This is a genomic window from Nocardioides sp. Arc9.136, assembly GCF_030506255.1.
Lineage (GTDB): Bacteria > Actinomycetota > Actinomycetes > Propionibacteriales > Nocardioidaceae > Nocardioides.
In genome coordinates this window covers 3995649-4011685 of sequence record NZ_CP113431.1, presented here as the reverse complement: position 1 = coordinate 4011685, position 16037 = coordinate 3995649, and the positions used below count along the sequence as shown (strand labels likewise).

The following is a 16037-nucleotide window of genomic DNA, read 5'->3' as shown; positions in this document are numbered from 1 at the left end:
ATCGCCACTCCCCAGGGTGAGCCCACGCTGGGGAGCGGCGACTCGGCTGCATCCCTTGATGAACAGCCGGCCGCCGGCCGCTCGGAGGTCAGTCCGCAGCAGCGGCAGGCACGGCCGCCGCGGCCGCGCCGCCACCGAAGCCGGCGTGGCGGGGCCGCTCGAAGAACAGCACGGCGAGCAGGCCCAGGACCAGGACGGCGGGTGGCAGGAGCAGCGAGGCGCCCATGGCGTCGCTGAAGGACTGCGCCACCTGGGCGGGGAGCTCGCCGACGCCGGTCGCGCCGGCCTCGCCGCCGCCGTACGAGGGGAGCCCCTCGGCCGCGAGCCGGGCGTCCATGAGGACGGCGATCGCGGCGGAGCCGAGCACGGCGCCGACCTGGCGCGTGGCGTTGTAGACCCCGGAGCCGGCGCCGGCCTGCTGGACCGGGAGGTTGCGGGTGGCCGTGGCGGAGTTGGGCGCCCACACGAACGCGTTGCCGATCCCGAGCAGGACCATCGGCGGCACGATCCAGAAGATCGACCCGTCGGGCTGCAGGGCGAGGGCCAGCCAGGCCAGGGAGACGATGATCGCGCTGAACCCGAAGCCGGTCAGCAGCCGCGGGTGGACCCGGTCGGTCAGCCCGCCGACCGGCCGGGCGAGGACGATGGTCATGACCGCCATCGGCACGAGCAGCAGCGCGGCGCGGGTCGGGCTGAGGCCGCGGACGACCTGGGCCCACAGCATGATCGGGATCGCCATCGCGGTGATCGCGAAGCCCATCGCGCTGATCGCGACGTTGGCCAGCGAGAAGTTGCGGTCGCGGAACAGGCCGAGCGGGACCAGCGGCTCGGCGCGGTTGCGCGCCTGCCACCCGACGAAGAGCGCGAGCACCACGACCCCGCCGACGATCATCGACCACACCAGGGCGCTCCACTCGAGCTCGTGGCCCTCCTGGACGCCGAAGACCAGCAGGAACATGCCGGCACCGCTGAGCACGACACCGAGCCAGTCGAAGCGGTGGCTGTTGGTCTGCAGGACCGGCACGAGCCGCAGCGCCAGCACGAACCCGACGATGCCGACCGGCACGTTGATGAAGAAGATCCACTCCCACCCGAGGGCGTCGACCAGCACGCCGCCGAGGATCGGTCCGACCAGGGTGGCCACGCCGGCGGTGGCGCCCCACAGGGCCATCGCCTTGCCGCGCCGCTGCGCGGGGAAGATGCGGGTGATGATCGCCATCGTCTGCGGCGTGATCATCGCCGCGCCCAGGCCCTGCACCACGCGGGCGGCGACCAGGCCCTCGATCGACCCGGTCAGGCCGCACCACAGCGAGGCGAGGGTGAACACGGTCAGGCCCGCGAGGTACATCCGCCGGGGCCCGAACCGGTCGCCCAGCCGACCGGTGATCAGCACCGGCACGGCGTAGGCCAGCAGGTAGGCGCTGGTCACCCAGACCACGGCGTTCACGTCGGCGTCGAGGTCCTCGATGATCGCCGGCGTCGCCACCGACACGATGGTGGAGTCGACGAGGATCATGAAGAAGCCCAGGCAGAGGGCGAGGAGCGCCGGCCACGGGTCCTTCCCGGAGGCGGTCGGGGGCGAGGACGCGGCGGCGGTCGAGGTCACGGGGGAAGTGAACACGTCGCCGTGGACAATGCTTCCCATGACCACTCCGATCGGACGCGACCTGATGGCGGGCCCCCCGCCCACCCACCTCCCGGTGGACCCCGCGAGCGACGCCCTCGGCGGGGGCGAGGCGCCGACCGAGGTGGTACGCCGCTTCCCGGCGTCGCCGGTCGCCTGGGCCGCGCTGGCCGAGGAGGCCGTCGCGGCGGACGCCGACCCGGTGACCGTCTACGCCTACGCGCGGGTCGGCTACCACCGCAGCCTCGACATGCTGCGGCGCAACGGGTGGAAGGGCCACGGGCCGGTGCCGTGGGAGCACGAGCCGAACCGCGGCTTCCTCACCTGCCTCGCGCTCCTCGCGAAGGCCGCCCGGGCGATCGGTGAGACCGACGAGTGGGAGCGGTGCCGCGACTTCCTGCGCGACTCCTCCCCGACCGCCTACCGCGAGCTGCTCGGCGACGCCTGAGCCCGGCTCGCGGCCCGGGTCGGTGCCGGGGCCGACGCCCGGGCCAGCCTGACCAGTGCGGCGGCCGGTCCCTCCGGCCGCCGCGCGGGCAGCCAGACCGCCCGCAGCGACCGGCCCAGGTCCAGGTCGGCGACCGGCACGTCGACCAGCTGGCCGGTCGCGAGCTCGGCGGCCACCGCCAGCTCGCTGAGCACGGCGGGCGCACCGCCCTCGGCAGCGGCCGCCTTGACCGCCGCGGTGCTGGCCAGCTCCAGCCGCTGCTCCCCGAGGGCGTGGCCGGCCAGGTCGAGCGCCCGCACGAGCGTCTCCCGCGTCCCCGACCCCGCCTCCCGCAGCACCAGGTCCGAGGCCACGAGCTCCGCGGCCGACACCGGCGTACGCCGCCGGGCCCACGGGTGGGTCGGCCCGACCACCACGAGCAATCGGTCCCGCGCCACCGTCGTGGAGGCGACCGTCCGCGGCACGGTCGGTGACTCCACGAAACCGACCGGCACCCGGCCGGAGACCACCCGCTCGAGCACGTGGTGGGAGTTGCCGACGTCGAGGCTGACGTGCAGGTCCGGGTGCTCGCGGCGGAACCGGGCCAGCCAGCGGGGCGCGAGGTGCTCGGCCACCGTCAGGCTGCTCGCGACCGTCAGGTGGGCCTTGCGCTGGGCCGCCAGGGAACGGGCCCCCAGCACGACCCGCTCCACGCCCGCCAGCGCCTCCCGGGCCCAGGCCACGACGACCTCGCCCTCGGTGGTGAGCCGGGACCCCGCGGTGGTGCGGACGACGAGCGCCAGGTCGAGCTGGCGCTCGAGCTTCCCGAGGAGCCGGCTCGCGTTCGGCTGCGCCATCCCGACCTGTCGGGCGGCGGCACCGACCGAGCCGGTCTCGGCCACGCGGACCAGCAGGTCGAGCCCGGCGAGGTCGACCGGAGTGCTCATGCCCTGACGATATGAGTGCTGCCCGGCTCATATCAAGACCGCATGGGTGGAGGCCCGATCGACGGCTACCGCGCGAGGCTCACGGGCCGGAGGCTGGGGAGGTGCACCCGACCCTCCCCGCCCCGGCGGCCCGCCTGCCCGGGCTGGCGCTCGCCGGCACCGCCGGCGCCGCCGCCCTGGCGGTGCACGCGCTGGTCCCGCCCCTCGGTGCGACGCTCGTCGCCGTGGTGCTGGGCTTCGCTGCGGCCGCGTCGGGCCGGCTGCCCGCCGCGGTCCGCCCAGGGCTCGCCGCGGCGGCCCGCGGCGTGCTGCGCGTCGGGGTGGCGCTCCTCGGCCTGCAGCTGGTGCTCGGCGAGGTGCTGGCGCTGGGCTGGCCGGTCCTGGCGGTCGTCCTCGGGGTCGTCGTGCTGGGGATCTCGGCGACCCTGCTGGTCGCCCGCCTGCTCGGCGTGCCTCCCGAGCAGGGCCTCCTCGTCGCCTGTGGGTTCTCCATCTGCGGGGCCGCGGCCGTCGCCGCGCTCGACGGCGTGCGCCGCAGCCGGGCCGAGGACGTCGCCCGGGTGGTCGCGCTCGTCGTGGTCTGCGGCAGCGCCGCCATGCTCGCCGTGCCGCTCGTCGGAGCCGCGCTGGGCCTGTCCGCGGAGGGCACCGGTGCCTGGGCGGGCGCCTCGGTGCACGAGGTCGGGCAGGTGGTCGTTGCCGGCGGGCTCGCCGGGGGTGCGGCGCTCCAGGTCGCGGTCGCGGTCAAGCTCGGCCGGGTCCTGCTGCTGGCGCCGGTGCTGGCGGTCGTCGCCCTGCGCACCCGGCGCGAGCCGCACCCCGACCACGCCGACCACCACCCCGGCCGCGCCGAGCACCACCCCGTGCACCGCCCGCCGCTCGTGCCGGCGTTCGTGCTCGCCTTCGTGGGCCTGGTGCTCCTGCGCGCGCTCGTGCCGCTGCCCGAGGTGGTGCTCGGCGCGGCCGGGCAGGTGCAGGCGGCGGCACTGGCCACCGCCATGTTCGCGCTCGGCTGCTCGCTCGACCCGGCCGCCCTGCGGCGCACCGGCCGGCCGCTCGTCGTCCTCGCCCTGGCCGCGAGCGGGTGCGTCGCGCTGCTCGGCCTGCCCGCCGCGTTCCTCGTCGGCTAGCCGAGCCGCCCGCGGCTCAGCGTGGCGCGGTGAGGAGGTGGCGGATGCGGTCCGGGCCCAGCGCGAGGAACAGCGTCGGCAGGCGGGGCCCGCGCTCGGCGTCGACGAGGAGCTCGTAGAGCAGCCGGAAGAAGGCCTTCTGGTCCGCCTTGACCTCGTCGGTCGGCGCGTCGTCCAGGGCGAGGCCCCGGGCGAGTTTCGGGACGCCGTAGACCAGCGCGGTGGTGCCGTCGACGTCCAGCTCGGCGGGGAGCCGGTCGAGCAGCTCGGCCAGCCAGCGCTGCTCCTCCTCGGAGAGCCGGGCGAGCCGCTCGGCGTCCGGCTCGTCGCGGACGGTGGTGCGGTCCTCGGCGGGCACGAACTCCGCGGTCCACGTCATCGCGCGGTCCAGCCGCGGCTGGAGGTCCTCGACCGAGTCGTGGGCGTGCCCGGCGCGGGCGACGATCCCGCTGACCAGCTCGGCGCTGCCGGCGGTGACGTCGGCGACCGAGGACAGCAGGCGGAAGGGCACGACGACGCGCGGGGTGGGCAGCGTGCCGGCGGCCGCGGTCGCGGAGGCGCGCTCGAAGGCCAGCACCTGCGCGTCGCGCTTGGCGGGGTCGGCGGCCTTGCGGCCGAGGGAGTCCCACTCGTCGTACAGGCGCACCACCTCGGCGCCGAAGTCGATGTTGAAGGCCTGCTTGGGCTGGCGACGGGCGTAGAGCCAACGCAGGATCGGGGCCTCGAGCACCTTGAGGGCGTCGGCGGCGGTCGGCACGCCGCCCGCCGAGGACGACATCTTCTGCATGCCGGCGAAGCCGACGAAGGCGTAGGCGACGTAGGAGGGGGCGCGGAAGTCGAAGACGCGCTTCACCAGCTCCTTGCCGACCGTGTAGGACGACCCCGGCGTGGAGTGGTCGAGGCCGCCGGGCTCGAAGTCGACGCCCTCGACCGACCAGCGCATCGGCCAGTCCACCTTCCAGACGAGCTTGCCCTCGTGCTGGGTCGCCACGTTCGTCACGCCGGTGAACCCGCAGGACGCGCACGTGTAGGAGAGGTCGGTGGTCTCGTCGTCGTACGCCGTCACGTCGACGGTGTCGCGGCCGCACTCGCGGCAGTAGGGCTTGTAGGGGAAGCGCGCCAGGGAGCCGCTGCCCGCGGTCTCGTCCTCCTCGGCGACGGAGTCGGCCAGCGCCTCGGCCTCCTGGTCGTTCTCTGCGACCGGCTCGGCCCTCTTGGTGCGGTGCTTGGCGAGCACCTCCTCGATGGTGTCGCGGTGGCGGACCGCGTGCAGCACCTGCTCGGTGTAGGCCCCGGCGCGGTAGCGCTCGGTCTGCGAGACCTCCTCCATCTCCACGCCCATCTCGGCGAGGGCGGTGCGCAGCGGCGCCTTGAAGTGCTCGGCCCACGACTCGTGGCACTCCCAGGGGTCCGGCACGGCCGAGAGGGGGCGGCCGATGTGCTCGGCCCACGAGGCCGGCACGCCCGCGGGGACCTTGCGGAAGCGGTCGAAGTCGTCCCAGCTGTGCAGGTGGCGCACCGGGATGCCGCGACGGCGGATCTCCTCGGCGACCAGGTGCGGGGTGAGGAACTCGCGGAGGTTGCCCAGGTGGATCGGGCCCGACGGGCTGGCGCCTGAGGCGCACGTGATCAGGCGGTCGCCACCGCCGGCGTGCCGGACGGTGTCGTCGGCCGCGCGGGTGACCCAGTCGACGGGCTCCCCGGAGCCGTTCTCGGGCCGGTTGCCGCCTCGCGCCACTGGTTGCTCCTGCTGCTCGTCTCGGGGTCGGACGAGGGGCAACGCTACCGCCGGGGGAGAAGGGCGCCGGAACCGTCCCCTGCGGCGGTCCCGACGCCCTCCCGGGAACGTCGACCGGCTCCCACGTCCCCCGACGGGGGGCCGGGTCGCCCGCCGCCTCCCCCGAGTCCGGCGGGCCGACCTCGTGGTCGACGTGGGGACAAGCATGCCCGGCGACCCCAGGGCATCCTGGCCAGAGCCTGTCGCTGGCCGGAAGTTGCCACTAACCTGCGACCGTGCCCAGCCCCCGGTCGTCGAGCCTCCTGAGCGTCCTCGGCCTCGGCGACGACGACGACCACTTCTACGACCGGGTCCGCGCGCAGTCCGGGCGGGAGCTGGTATCCGTCGCGGCGGCGGTGATGCGCGAGCCCGAGGAGCTGGTCCGTGACCTGCAGCCGCTGGTCGAGCACGGCATCGTCCGGATCGAGGACGGTCGGGTCTTCGTCGCCAGCCCGGCCGAGGCGATCGTGCAGGTGCTGACCGAGACCGCCGCCACCGCCGCCCGCGCCCACTCCCGGCTCTCCGACCTCGCGGCGGCGGTGCCGCTGCTCGCCGGCCGGGGGGCCGGGGCCGACCCGGGCGAGGTCGAGGAGGTCCGGCCCATCGACGGCGAGGTCAGCAGCGGCGGCCAGGCGGGCGGCCTGCTCCGGTCGCTGATCGAGCGCAGCCGCGGCGACATCCGGTGGCTGCGCCCCGACCAGTTCCGCCAGGCCGACGAGGGCGAGATGATCGACCTCGTGGGGCGAGTGGTGGCCCAGGGACGTCGGTCGCGGGCGATCTACCCCGTCCGCGCCCTCACCGACGCCCGGGAGGTGCTGGCGCGGCGCGCGGCGGCCGGGGAGGACGTACGTGTGCTCCCGCACCTGCCGACCCGGATGTGCATCATCGGCTCGACCCACGCGATGGTGCCGGAGCCGCTGGGCTTCGCCGACCAGCCCCGGACGCTCGTCCGCGAGGCCGGGCTGGTCGAGGCGCTCACGTTGTGGTTCGAGTCGATGTGGGAGCGCGCGCTGCCGGTGCCGGGCCTGGAGCGCGGGGACGCCCGCCCCGACGTCCGCCGGTTCCTGCTCCAGCAGCTGGCCGAGGGCGCCCAGGACGAGCAGATCGCCCGCCGCCTGGGCGTCAGCCTGCGGACCGTGCGCCGCCGTGTCGCGGACCTGCTCGGCGAGCTCGGCGCCGACACCCGGTTCCAGGCCGGCGCCGAGGCGGTACGCCGCGGCTGGCTGTAGCCGGGCGGGGACGGCTAGGGGAGCACCAGCGAGTAGGCGCCCGGCTCGAGCCGCCACGTGCGGCGCCGCTCGGGGCCGTACACCTCGCCGTCGGCCGAGCAGTAGAACTGCTCGCCGTCGATGGTGACCTGCTTGGCGCGCAGGTAGACCACGTCGTCGCGCCGGTGGTGCGTGCCGCGCATGAGGGAGGCGAGGTAGCCGACCCGGCCCAGCGACCCGACGGAGCGGGCGACCATCACGTCCATCAGGCCGTCGCGGGCGTCGGCCTCGGGCGTGAGCTCGGTGCCCCCGCCGACGTTCGAGCCGTTGCCGACGGCGACCATGAGGACCGGCTGGTCGTAGTCGACGACCACCTCGCCGTCCACCTCGACCCGCAGCCGGATGAAGGGCGGCTTGACCGCCGCGAGCAGGGCGCCGATCGGGTAGCCGAGCTTGCCGAGGTTGACCTTGCCGACGCCGATCCCGTGCAGCCGGTCCTTCCAGCGGTCCGCGCGGCGGCTGGCCTGCGCCCCGGCGCCGGCGTGGACGCTGTTGACGACGATCTCGCCGACCTCGTCGAGGATCAGGTCCATCCGCCGCGGGCGGCCGTGCAGGACGACCTTGGCGGCCTCCTCGACGTTCAGCGGGATGTCGTTGCCACGGGCGAAGTCGTTGCCGGTGCCCAGCGGCAGCAGCCCGAGGACCGCGTCCTGGAGCTCGCGGCGCCGGTGCAGCGCCGCGACGACGGCGTGCATGCTGCCGTCGCCGCCGGCCACGACGATGCGCCGGGAGCCCGCGCGGTGCAGCACCCCGTCGAGCTCGCCGGGGTCGGAGGTGGCGCAGACCTCGACCGACGTGCGCTCGCGCAGGACGGCCAGCGCCCGCTCGAGCTGTTGCTCGTCCGCGGTGCCGGCGTCGCTGTTGGTGATCACGAGGAGGGGATCCATCGCCGCGACCCTAGCGCCGACACCCTCGCCGCGTCCCCGGACGCGGTCACCGGTCCCGACCCGGCTGCGAACTTGCTAGCGTGTCGTCGCAAGAGCCCCGGCCCAGCCCTTGCTGACCGGGGCCTTTCCCATTGTGGTTCGACGTGTGAGCCACTGCTTGTGAGGAGTCACCTATGCCCGCGATCGTCGTGCTCGGAGCCCAGTGGGGAGACGAGGGCAAGGGCAAGGCCACCGACCAGCTGGCCACCACCGACCCCATCGACTACGTCGTCCGCACCAGCGGTGGTCACAACGCCGGTCACACCATCGTGATCGACGGCGAGAAGTACGCCACCCACCTGCTGCCCAGCGGCATCCTGACCCCCGGCGCGACCTCGGTCATCGCCAACGGGGTGGTCGTCTCGCCCGAGGCGCTGTTCCGCGAGCTCGACGGTCTGCTCGAGCGGGGCGTGGAGATCGGCGGCCTGGTCGTGAGCGCGAACGCCCACGTCATCGCCTCCTACCACTCGACGATCGACAAGGTCACCGAGCGCTTCCTCGGCAAGAACCAGATCGGCACGACCGGGCGCGGCATCGGCCCGGCGTACTCCGACAAGGTCAACCGGTACGGCGTGCGGATCGCGGACCTGTTCGACGAGAAGATCCTGCGGCAGAAGGTCGAGGCGGCCCTCGACGTCCGCAACCACCTGCTCACCAAGATCTACAACCGCCGGGCCATCGAGGTCGACGCGGTCGTCGAGGAGCTGACGGCGTACGTCGACCGGCTGCGGCCGATGGTCGCCGACACCTCGCTGCTGCTCAACCAGGCGCTCGACCGGGGCGAGACGGTCCTCTTCGAGGGCGCCCAGGCCACGATGCTCGACGTCGACCACGGCACCTATCCGTTCGTGACGTCCTCGAACCCCGTCGCCGGCGGCGTCTGCGTGGGCGCCGGTGTCGGCCCCACCCGCATCGACCGGGTCATCGGCGTGATCAAGGCCTACACGACCCGCGTGGGGTCCGGGCCGTTCCCGACCGAGCTGTTCGACGAGGACGGCCAGCAGCTCCAGCGCCTCGGCGGCGAGATCGGCGTCTCGACCGGCCGCACCCGCCGCTGCGGCTGGTACGACTCGGTCGTCGCCCGCTACGCCTCGCGCGTCAACGGCCTCACCGACCTGTTCCTCACCAAGCTCGACATCCTCGGCGCCTGGGACCGGATCCCGGTCTGCGTGGCCTACGAGGTCGACGGCGTGCGGCACGACGAGATGCCGATGACGCAGACCGAGTTCCACCACGCCACGCCGGTCTACGAGTACTTCGACGGCTGGGGCTCCGACATCTCCGGCTGCCGCACCTTCGAGGACCTGCCGGTCAACGCCCAGCGCTACGTGCGGGCGCTCGAGGAGCTGTCGGGCGCGAAGATCTGGGGCGTCGGGGTGGGCCCGGGCCGCGAGCAGACGGTCGTCGTCAACCCGTGAGGGCGCTCGTCGTCGGCACCGGCGGCCGCGAGCACGCGCTCGCGCTCGCGCTGTCCCGCGACCCCGCGGTCACCGAGGTCCACGCGGCGCCGGGCAACCCGGGCATCGGCGCGGTCGCCGCGCTGCACGAGGTCGACCCCGCCGACCCGGCGGCCGTCGCCGCCCTGGCGACCCGCCTCGAGGTGGACCTGGTCGTCGTCGGCCCCGAGGCGCCGCTGGTCGCGGGCGTCGCGGACGCGGTGACCGACGCCGGGATCGCCTGCTTCGGGCCGTCCCGCGCGGCGGCCCGGCTGGAGGGCTCCAAGGCGTTCGCCAAGGAGGTCATGGCCGCGGCCGGCGTGCCCACCGCGCGGTCGTGGGTGTGCTCGACCCCGGCGGAGGTCGGCGAGGCGCTCGACCTGGCCGGCGCGCCGTACGTCGTCAAGGACGACGCGCTCGCCGCAGGCAAGGGCGTCGTGGTGACCACCGACCGCGACGAGGCCCTCGCGCACGCCGCGACCTGCGGCACGGTCGTGGTCGAGGAGTTCCTCGACGGCCCGGAGGTCTCGCTCTTCGCGATCTGCGACGGCACGAGCACCCACCCCCTGCAGCCGGCCCAGGACTTCAAGCGCATCCACGACGGCGGCCGCGGTCCCAACACCGGCGGGATGGGCTCCTACTCCCCGCTGCCGTGGGCGCCGCCGGACCTCGCCGAGGTCGTCGTCGCCACCGTCGTCCAGCCCACCCTCGACGAGATGGCGCGCCGCGCCACGCCGTTCCGCGGCTGCCTCTACGTCGGCCTCGCGCTGACCGCCGCCGGCCCGCGGGTCATCGAGTTCAACGTCCGCTTCGGCGACCCCGACGTGCAGCCGGTGCTCGCGCTGCTCGACTCCTCGCTCGGGGAGCTGCTGCTCGCCGCCGCGGAGGGCCGGCTGGGCGACGTCGACGCGCCGCGCTTCCGCGACGAGGCCGCGGTCAGCGTCGTCCTCGCCTCCGCCGGCTACCCCGAGTCCTCCTCGAAGGGCGACCCCGTCACCGGGGTCGAGGCCGCCGACGCGCGGGCCGACGTCGACGTGGTCCACGCCGGCACGGCGCTGGGCCCCGACGGGCTGGTCACCGCCGGCGGACGCGTCCTCGCGGTCCGTGCCACCGGCGCCGACGTGGCCGCCGCCCGCGCCGCGGCGTACGCCGCCGCCGAGGAGATCTCCTTCCCCGGCATGCAGCGCCGCTCCGACATCGCCGCCGAGCCGCTCGGCGTCGTCGAGGGCGCCTCCGTCACCGGCTGAGTCGGGACCCGACCCCGGCGTGGGAGAATCCGCCGCGTGACCGTCCCGAACGTCCTGGCCACGCGGTACGCCGCCCCCGACCTCGCCGGCATCTGGTCGCCGGAGCACAAGGTGGTCCTCGAGCGGCAGCTGTGGATCGCCGTCCTCAAGGCCCAGCGCGACCTCGGGATCGAGGTGCCCGACGGAGTGGTCGAGGCCTACGAGGCGGTCGTCGACCGGGTGGACCTCGCCTCGATCGCCGCGCGGGAGCGGGTCACGCGGCACGACGTGAAGGCGCGCATCGAGGAGTTCTGCGCGCTGGCCGGCCACGAGCACGTGCACAAGGGGATGACCTCCCGCGACCTGACCGAGAACGTCGAGCAGCTCCAGGTCCGCCAGTCCCTGGCCCTCGTGCGCGACCGCGCGGTCGCGGCGCTCGCCCGGCTCGGGCGGCTCGCCTCGGAGCACCAGCTGACGGTGATGGCCGGCCGCAGCCACAACGTGGCGGCCCAGGCGACCACCCTGGGCAAGCGGTTCGCCACGGTGGCCGACGAGATGCTGGTGGCGCTGGAGCGGGTCGAGGACCTGCTGGGCCGCTACCCGCTGCGGGGCATCAAGGGCCCGATGGGCACCGCCCAGGACATGCTCGACCTGCTCGACGGCGACGAGGCGCGGCTGGCCGAGCTCGAGCAGCGCGTCGCCGCCCACCTCGGCTTCGACCGGGTGCTGACCAGCGTCGGCCAGGTCTACCCGCGGTCGCTGGACTTCGACGTCCTCTCCGCCCTCGTCCAGCTCGTGGCCGGCCCCTCCAACCTCGCGACCACCGTCCGCTTGATGGCCGGCAACGAGCTGGTCACCGAGGGCTTCAAGGAGGGCCAGGTCGGCTCCTCGGCGATGCCGCACAAGATGAACAGCCGCTCCTGCGAGCGGGTCAACGGCCTGGCGGTCGTCACCCGCGGCTACCTGTCGATGATCGGCGAGCTCGCCGGCGACCAGTGGAACGAGGGCGACGTCTCGGACTCGGTGGTGCGCCGGGTCGCGCTGCCGGACGCGTTCTTCGCCGTGGACGGCCTCTTCCAGACCTTCCTCACGGTGCTCGACGAGTTCGGTGCCTTCCCCGCCGTCGTGCAGCGCGAGCTCGACCGGTACCTGCCGTTCCTCGCCACCACGAAGGTCCTCATGGCCGCGGTCCGCAACGGCGTCGGCCGCGAGGTCGGTCACGAGGCGATCAAGGAGGCCGCGGTCGGCACCGCCCTCGACATGCGCCGCGGTCAGGCCGAGAACGACGTGTTCGCCCGCCTCGCCGCCGACCCCCGCCTCGGGCTGTCGGCCGACCAGCTGGCCTCGCTGGTCGCCGAGCCGATCACCTTCACCGGCGCCGCGGTCGCCCAGGTCCAGGAGGTCGTGCGCCGCGTCGCGGAGGTGACCGAGCGGCACCCCGACGCCGCGGCGTACGCCCCCGGCGAGATCCTCTAGACCGGTCGCCCGGGGCGGGTCGGCGGGCGCGCGTGCTGCTCCGGGGGTCGGCCTGGACATCCCGCCAGAGCCGGGACCGACCTCCTGCAACGATCTCGCCCGTGCCGGACATGAGCCAGGCATGAGCGAGGGCCGCGAGGACACCTTCCGGCGGCTGTACGCCGCCCACTTCGACGCGGTCCTCGGCTTCGCGCTGCGCCGGGTCGAGCGACCCGAGGACGCCGCCGACGTCACCGCGGACACCTTCCTCGTCGCCTGGCGACGGCTGGCGCACGTGCCGCCCGAGCCGGAGACCCGGCCCTGGTTGTACGGCGTGGCCCGCCGCGTCCTGGCGAACCACCGGCGCGGCGACGGGCGACGCAGCGCGTTGGGCGACCGGCTCCGCCGCGAGCTGGCGTCGGTGGTCCCCGACGGCAGCGACGCCGTCGTCCACCGCGCCGACGTCACCGCGGCGATGCGCCGGCTGAGCGCGCGCGACCAGGAGGTGCTCGAGCTCCACCTGTGGGAGGGGCTCGAGCCCCGGGAGATCGCCGACGTCCTCGGGGTCACGACGGTCGTCGTCCGGCCGCGGCTCTCCCGGGCCCGGGGCCGCCTGCGGGCGCTGCTGCCCGAGGACCTCGGCAACGATCCGCCACCCGCCGGACATCTCCCCAGCACACCCCAGCTCACCCGGAAGGAGCCGTAGATGAGCAGCGACGACGACCACGCCGGCGCCCCCCTCACCGACGCCGCGGTCGCGCGGCTGCCGCTCGCGGCCGGGCGGGCCGAGCTCCTGGAGGAGATCATGCGCACCGCCGTCACCGACCGACCGACCGCACCGGTTCCGGGCACCCCACCGCGCCGCACGAGGTGGCTGGTGCCGGTCGCCGCGGCGGCCGCCGTCGCGGCCGTCGCCGCAGGCACACTCTGGTGGACCGGAGGGGACAGTGCCGCGCCCCGACCCGCCGCCCCCGCGGGCAGCCCGTCGGCCGCGGCCGAGGCGCCCTTCCGTGCGGTGCTCGACGCCCCCGGCTGGACCGCGACCCACGTCTACGAGGGCGAGGGCGGCGACGGCGACGGCGAGGTGGCCTACGAGAAGGGCTCCGCCTCCGTCGAGGTCAGCTGGCGCCCGGCCGCGGCGTACCAGACCTATCTCGAGGACCGCCGCCACATCGTCGACCCGCCCGCCGACGGCGAGCCGGTCGAGGTGCTCGGGCTGGCCGGCCAGCTGTGGCCCTACAGCGCGGACGACCACACCGTGATCCGTCCGGTGGAGCGCGGTCACACCCTCGAGGTGCGCGGCAGCGGGATGGACCGGGACGCCTTCGAGGCGCTCCTCGGCCGGCTCCGGCTGGTCGGCCGGGCGGACTTCGAGGCGGCGCTGCCCGCGGAGTTCGTGACGTCGGGCGAGCGGGAGGCGGCGATCGAGGCGATCCTCGACGGCATCGCGGCGGCGAGCGGCCAGGAGCGGACGTTCGGGGAGGAGACGCCGCCGGTCACCTCGGACCAGGCGGACCCCTACCAGCTCGGCGCCGAGGTCACCGGCCAGGTCGCCTGCGCCTGGCTGCGCGAGCTCCGGGACGCGAGGCGGGTGGGCGACGACGGGCGTGCCCAGGTCGCCGTCGACGTCCTCGGGAGCGCCCGGTCGTGGCCGGTCCTGCTCGAGATGGCCACGTCGGGGGAGTATCCCGGGTACGTCTGGGACTACACCGACGACGCCGCACGAGGCCAGGTGCCGGAGGGCTTCGAGGGCGGCCTCGGCTGCTGACACCAGCGACACCGCAGGTACACGTCAGGAACACACAGGGGCCCGGACACCGAGCGGTGTCCGGGCCCCTGCTGTCGTTCCGCGCGTCGGGCGTCAGCCCTCGATCGCGGCCGGCTGTGCCTCGGGGGAGGTGGAGCCGATCTCGATCTTGCGCGGCTTGGCCTTCTCCGCGACCGGCACGACCAGCCGCAGCACGCCGGCGTCGTAGGACGCCTCGATGCGGTCGAGGTCGAGGTTGTCGCCGAGGACCAGCTGGCGGCTGAACGAGCCGCGGGTGCGCTCGCTGGCCAGCATCTGCCAGTCGCCGTTGCCGGCCACGCGCTCGGCGCGGACGGTCAGGACGTTGCGCTCGACGTCGAGGTCGATGCTGTCGCGGGCGACGCCCGGCAGGTCGAACTCGATGACGAACCGGTCACCCTCGCGCCAGGCGTCCATCGGCATGACCGCCGGGCGGTTGGTGGTCCCCAGCAGCTGCTGGGTGAGGCGGTCGAAGTCGCGGAACGGGTCGGTGGTGCGCAGCAACATGGGGTCTCCTCCTCAGGATCTGTGTCGCCGGCGGGCCCGGACCGGGTGGTGCGGGCTCGTCGTACCTGTATCAACGGTTACAGGTTTCTTATATTCCACGTTCACGGCAGAATCAACCCCGTGACAGGTGGGCGGCGGCAGACGCACGAGCGGGGGGTCTTCGCGATCTCGGTGGCGGCGGAGATGGTCTCGATGCAGGTCCAGAACTTGCGCGTCTACGAGCGGCGCGGGCTCCTCGACCCCGACCGGACCCCCGGCGGCACCCGCCTCTACAGCCGCGCCGACATCGACCGGCTGCACCGCATCCGCGACCTGCTCGCCGACGGCCTCAACCTCGCGGGCATCGCACGGGTGCTGGCGCTGGAGGAGGAGGTACGCCGCCTCCGCGCGGCGAACGCCCGGCTGCGGGCCGGGCCGCAGGAACAACGCGGCCCGCGCGGGGGTTGAGCCGGCCGTGACCACCGGGACCTGGGTGCTGCTCGGCGCCGTGCTGCTCGCCCTGGCCGTCGGCGGCTGGCGAGCGGTGGTCGACGGACGGTTCGCGCGAGGGAGGGCGAGGATGCAGGAGTCGGGCACGGCGGAGCCGACCGCCTGGTCGCGCGTCGCGGCGGCGGTGCCGGACGCGGCGCCGGGGGAGCGGGCCACCCTGGTGCAGTTCTCGACCGCGTTCTGCGCCCCGTGCCGGGCCACCCGGCGCACGCTGGCCGAGGTCGCCGAGCTGGTGCCGGGGGTGGTCCACGTCGAGGTCGACGCCGAGCACCACCTCGCGCTCGTGCGGGACCTCGACGTGCTGCGCACCCCCACCACGCTGGTCCTCGACCGGTCCGGCCGGGAGGTCAGTCGCGCCGCCGGTGCCCCGCGCAAGGAGCAGGTCCTCGGCGCGCTCGCCGCGGCCGACTGAGCACCGCTCGTCCGGTCAGCCGGCTCCCGGCGGCTCGATGGGCCGGCCCCAGGTGACGGTCTCGAGCACCTCCGCGGGCGCGACCGACCGCAGGTCGCCGTCCGGCCTGGCGCCCAGGGCGCCGTTGACGGTCGAGAACGCCAGGCGCGCCGCGACGTACACCGTCGCCGCCACGACCTGGGCGTCGTCGAGCCCCGCCTCGCGGAGCCGGTCGACGTCGGCCTGCGTCGTCGCGGACGGGTCGCGGGCCACCAGCCGGGCCCAGGCGGCCAGCGCGCGCTCCCGGTCGTCGAGCCCGGCGTCGCTGCCGGTCAGCACCGCGACCGGGAGGGACGGGTCGCCGGCCTCGGCGGCGAGCCTGCCGCCCCAGGCGATCGAGCAGTACGCGTCGCCGATCGTGCTGGCGAGCGCGGTGACCAGCACGCCGCGGTCACGGACCGACAGCCCGGCCGCCTCGGCCGAGGAGGTGGCCAGCGCGGCGTACGCGTCGAAGACCCGCGGCTGGTGTGCCCACACGCGGGTGAGGTTCATGACGAAGCCGTGGCTGGTGCGGTCGGCCTCGAGCATCGCGTCGACGGCGGGGCCGGCCGGGGGGTCGGGGAGGAAGGTCTCGGAGGCCATGACCCA

General features: G+C 74.9%; 16 protein-coding genes. 10 read left to right on the top strand and 6 right to left on the bottom strand.

What is annotated here, in order from left to right; genetic code table 11:
- Positions 1 to 88 precede the first annotated feature (88 nt).
- Entirely contained in the window at positions 89 to 1606 is a 1518-nt protein-coding gene (locus OSR43_RS19385) for a DHA2 family efflux MFS transporter permease subunit (RefSeq protein WP_302268428.1), read from the bottom strand.
- A gap of 37 nt (positions 1607 to 1643) precedes the next feature.
- Between OSR43_RS19385 and OSR43_RS19380 the strand changes: the two genes are divergently transcribed.
- Positions 1644 to 2072, top strand: coding sequence for a DUF3151 domain-containing protein (locus OSR43_RS19380; protein WP_302268427.1), 429 nt, complete (start codon positions 1644 to 1646; stop codon positions 2070 to 2072).
- On the opposite strand, the gene OSR43_RS19375 is transcribed toward OSR43_RS19380, so the two are convergent.
- Complete coding sequence (locus tag OSR43_RS19375; RefSeq protein ID WP_302268426.1) at positions 2045 to 2998, bottom strand: LysR substrate-binding domain-containing protein; 954 nt, start codon at positions 2996 to 2998, stop codon at positions 2045 to 2047. The genes OSR43_RS19380 and OSR43_RS19375 overlap by 28 nt on opposite strands.
- A 101-nt stretch (positions 2999 to 3099) precedes the next feature.
- On the opposite strand from OSR43_RS19375, the gene OSR43_RS19370 reads away from it, so the two are divergent.
- Positions 3100 to 4128 (top strand): YeiH family protein, encoded by a 1029-nt coding sequence (locus OSR43_RS19370; protein WP_302268425.1) that lies wholly within the window; start codon positions 3100 to 3102, stop codon positions 4126 to 4128.
- Positions 4129 to 4144: 16 nt separating this feature from the next.
- On the opposite strand, the gene lysS is transcribed toward OSR43_RS19370, so the two are convergent.
- Positions 4145 to 5866: a lysine--tRNA ligase gene (lysS, locus tag OSR43_RS19365; protein ID WP_302268423.1), complete on the bottom strand. Its 1722-nt coding sequence runs from the start codon at positions 5864 to 5866 to the stop codon at positions 4145 to 4147.
- A gap of 275 nt (positions 5867 to 6141) precedes the next feature.
- Here lysS and OSR43_RS19360 point away from each other — a divergent pair, with 275 nt between their 5' ends.
- Complete coding sequence (locus tag OSR43_RS19360; RefSeq protein WP_302268422.1) at positions 6142 to 7134, top strand: helix-turn-helix transcriptional regulator; 993 nt, start codon at positions 6142 to 6144, stop codon at positions 7132 to 7134.
- 14 nt (positions 7135 to 7148) lie between these two features.
- Here the strand turns inward: OSR43_RS19360 and OSR43_RS19355 are convergent, their stop codons facing one another.
- Positions 7149 to 8060 (bottom strand): diacylglycerol kinase family protein, encoded by a 912-nt coding sequence (locus tag OSR43_RS19355; RefSeq protein WP_302268421.1) that lies wholly within the window; start codon positions 8058 to 8060, stop codon positions 7149 to 7151.
- Positions 8061 to 8233: 173 nt separating this feature from the next.
- Here OSR43_RS19355 and OSR43_RS19350 point away from each other — a divergent pair, with 173 nt between their 5' ends.
- The 5 genes from OSR43_RS19350 to OSR43_RS19330 all read left to right on the top strand — a co-directional run bounded on the left by OSR43_RS19350 (position 8234) and on the right by OSR43_RS19330 (position 13984).
- The gene (locus OSR43_RS19350; protein WP_302268419.1) at positions 8234 to 9517 is read left to right on the top strand and encodes an adenylosuccinate synthase; all 1284 of its coding nucleotides are present in this window, start codon (positions 8234 to 8236) and stop codon (positions 9515 to 9517) included.
- Positions 9514 to 10782 carry a phosphoribosylamine--glycine ligase gene (gene purD / locus OSR43_RS19345; RefSeq protein WP_302268418.1) on the top strand — a complete coding sequence of 423 codons (1269 nt, stop codon included), beginning with the start codon at positions 9514 to 9516 and terminating at the stop codon, positions 10780 to 10782. The genes OSR43_RS19350 and purD overlap by 4 nt, the downstream gene beginning before the upstream one ends.
- Positions 10783 to 10818: 36 nt before the next feature.
- Positions 10819 to 12237, top strand: a complete 1419-nt coding sequence (gene purB / locus OSR43_RS19340) for an adenylosuccinate lyase (RefSeq protein WP_302268417.1) — start codon at positions 10819 to 10821, stop codon at positions 12235 to 12237.
- A 121-nt stretch (positions 12238 to 12358) separates the two neighbouring features.
- On the top strand, positions 12359 to 12922 hold the full coding sequence (locus tag OSR43_RS19335) for an RNA polymerase sigma factor (RefSeq protein ID WP_302268415.1): 564 nt from the start codon (positions 12359 to 12361) through the stop codon (positions 12920 to 12922).
- Positions 12923 to 13984, top strand: a complete 1062-nt coding sequence (locus tag OSR43_RS19330) for a hypothetical protein (RefSeq protein ID WP_302268413.1) — start codon at positions 12923 to 12925, stop codon at positions 13982 to 13984.
- 93 nt (positions 13985 to 14077) lie between these two features.
- On the opposite strand, the gene OSR43_RS19325 is transcribed toward OSR43_RS19330, so the two are convergent.
- The gene (locus OSR43_RS19325; RefSeq protein WP_302268412.1) at positions 14078 to 14509 is read right to left on the bottom strand and encodes an Hsp20/alpha crystallin family protein; all 432 of its coding nucleotides are present in this window, start codon (positions 14507 to 14509) and stop codon (positions 14078 to 14080) included.
- A gap of 120 nt (positions 14510 to 14629) precedes the next feature.
- Between OSR43_RS19325 and OSR43_RS19320 the strand changes: the two genes are divergently transcribed.
- Positions 14630 to 14956 carry a MerR family transcriptional regulator gene (locus OSR43_RS19320; protein ID WP_302268411.1) on the top strand — a complete coding sequence of 109 codons (327 nt, stop codon included), beginning with the start codon at positions 14630 to 14632 and terminating at the stop codon, positions 14954 to 14956.
- Between the two features lie 7 nt (positions 14957 to 14963).
- Positions 14964 to 15410, top strand: a complete 447-nt coding sequence (locus tag OSR43_RS19315) for a thioredoxin family protein (protein WP_302268410.1) — start codon at positions 14964 to 14966, stop codon at positions 15408 to 15410.
- A gap of 15 nt (positions 15411 to 15425) precedes the next feature.
- On the opposite strand, the gene OSR43_RS19310 is transcribed toward OSR43_RS19315, so the two are convergent.
- Entirely contained in the window at positions 15426 to 16031 is a 606-nt protein-coding gene (locus tag OSR43_RS19310) for a hypothetical protein (protein ID WP_302268409.1), read from the bottom strand.
- Between the last annotated feature and the right edge of the window lie 6 nt (positions 16032 to 16037).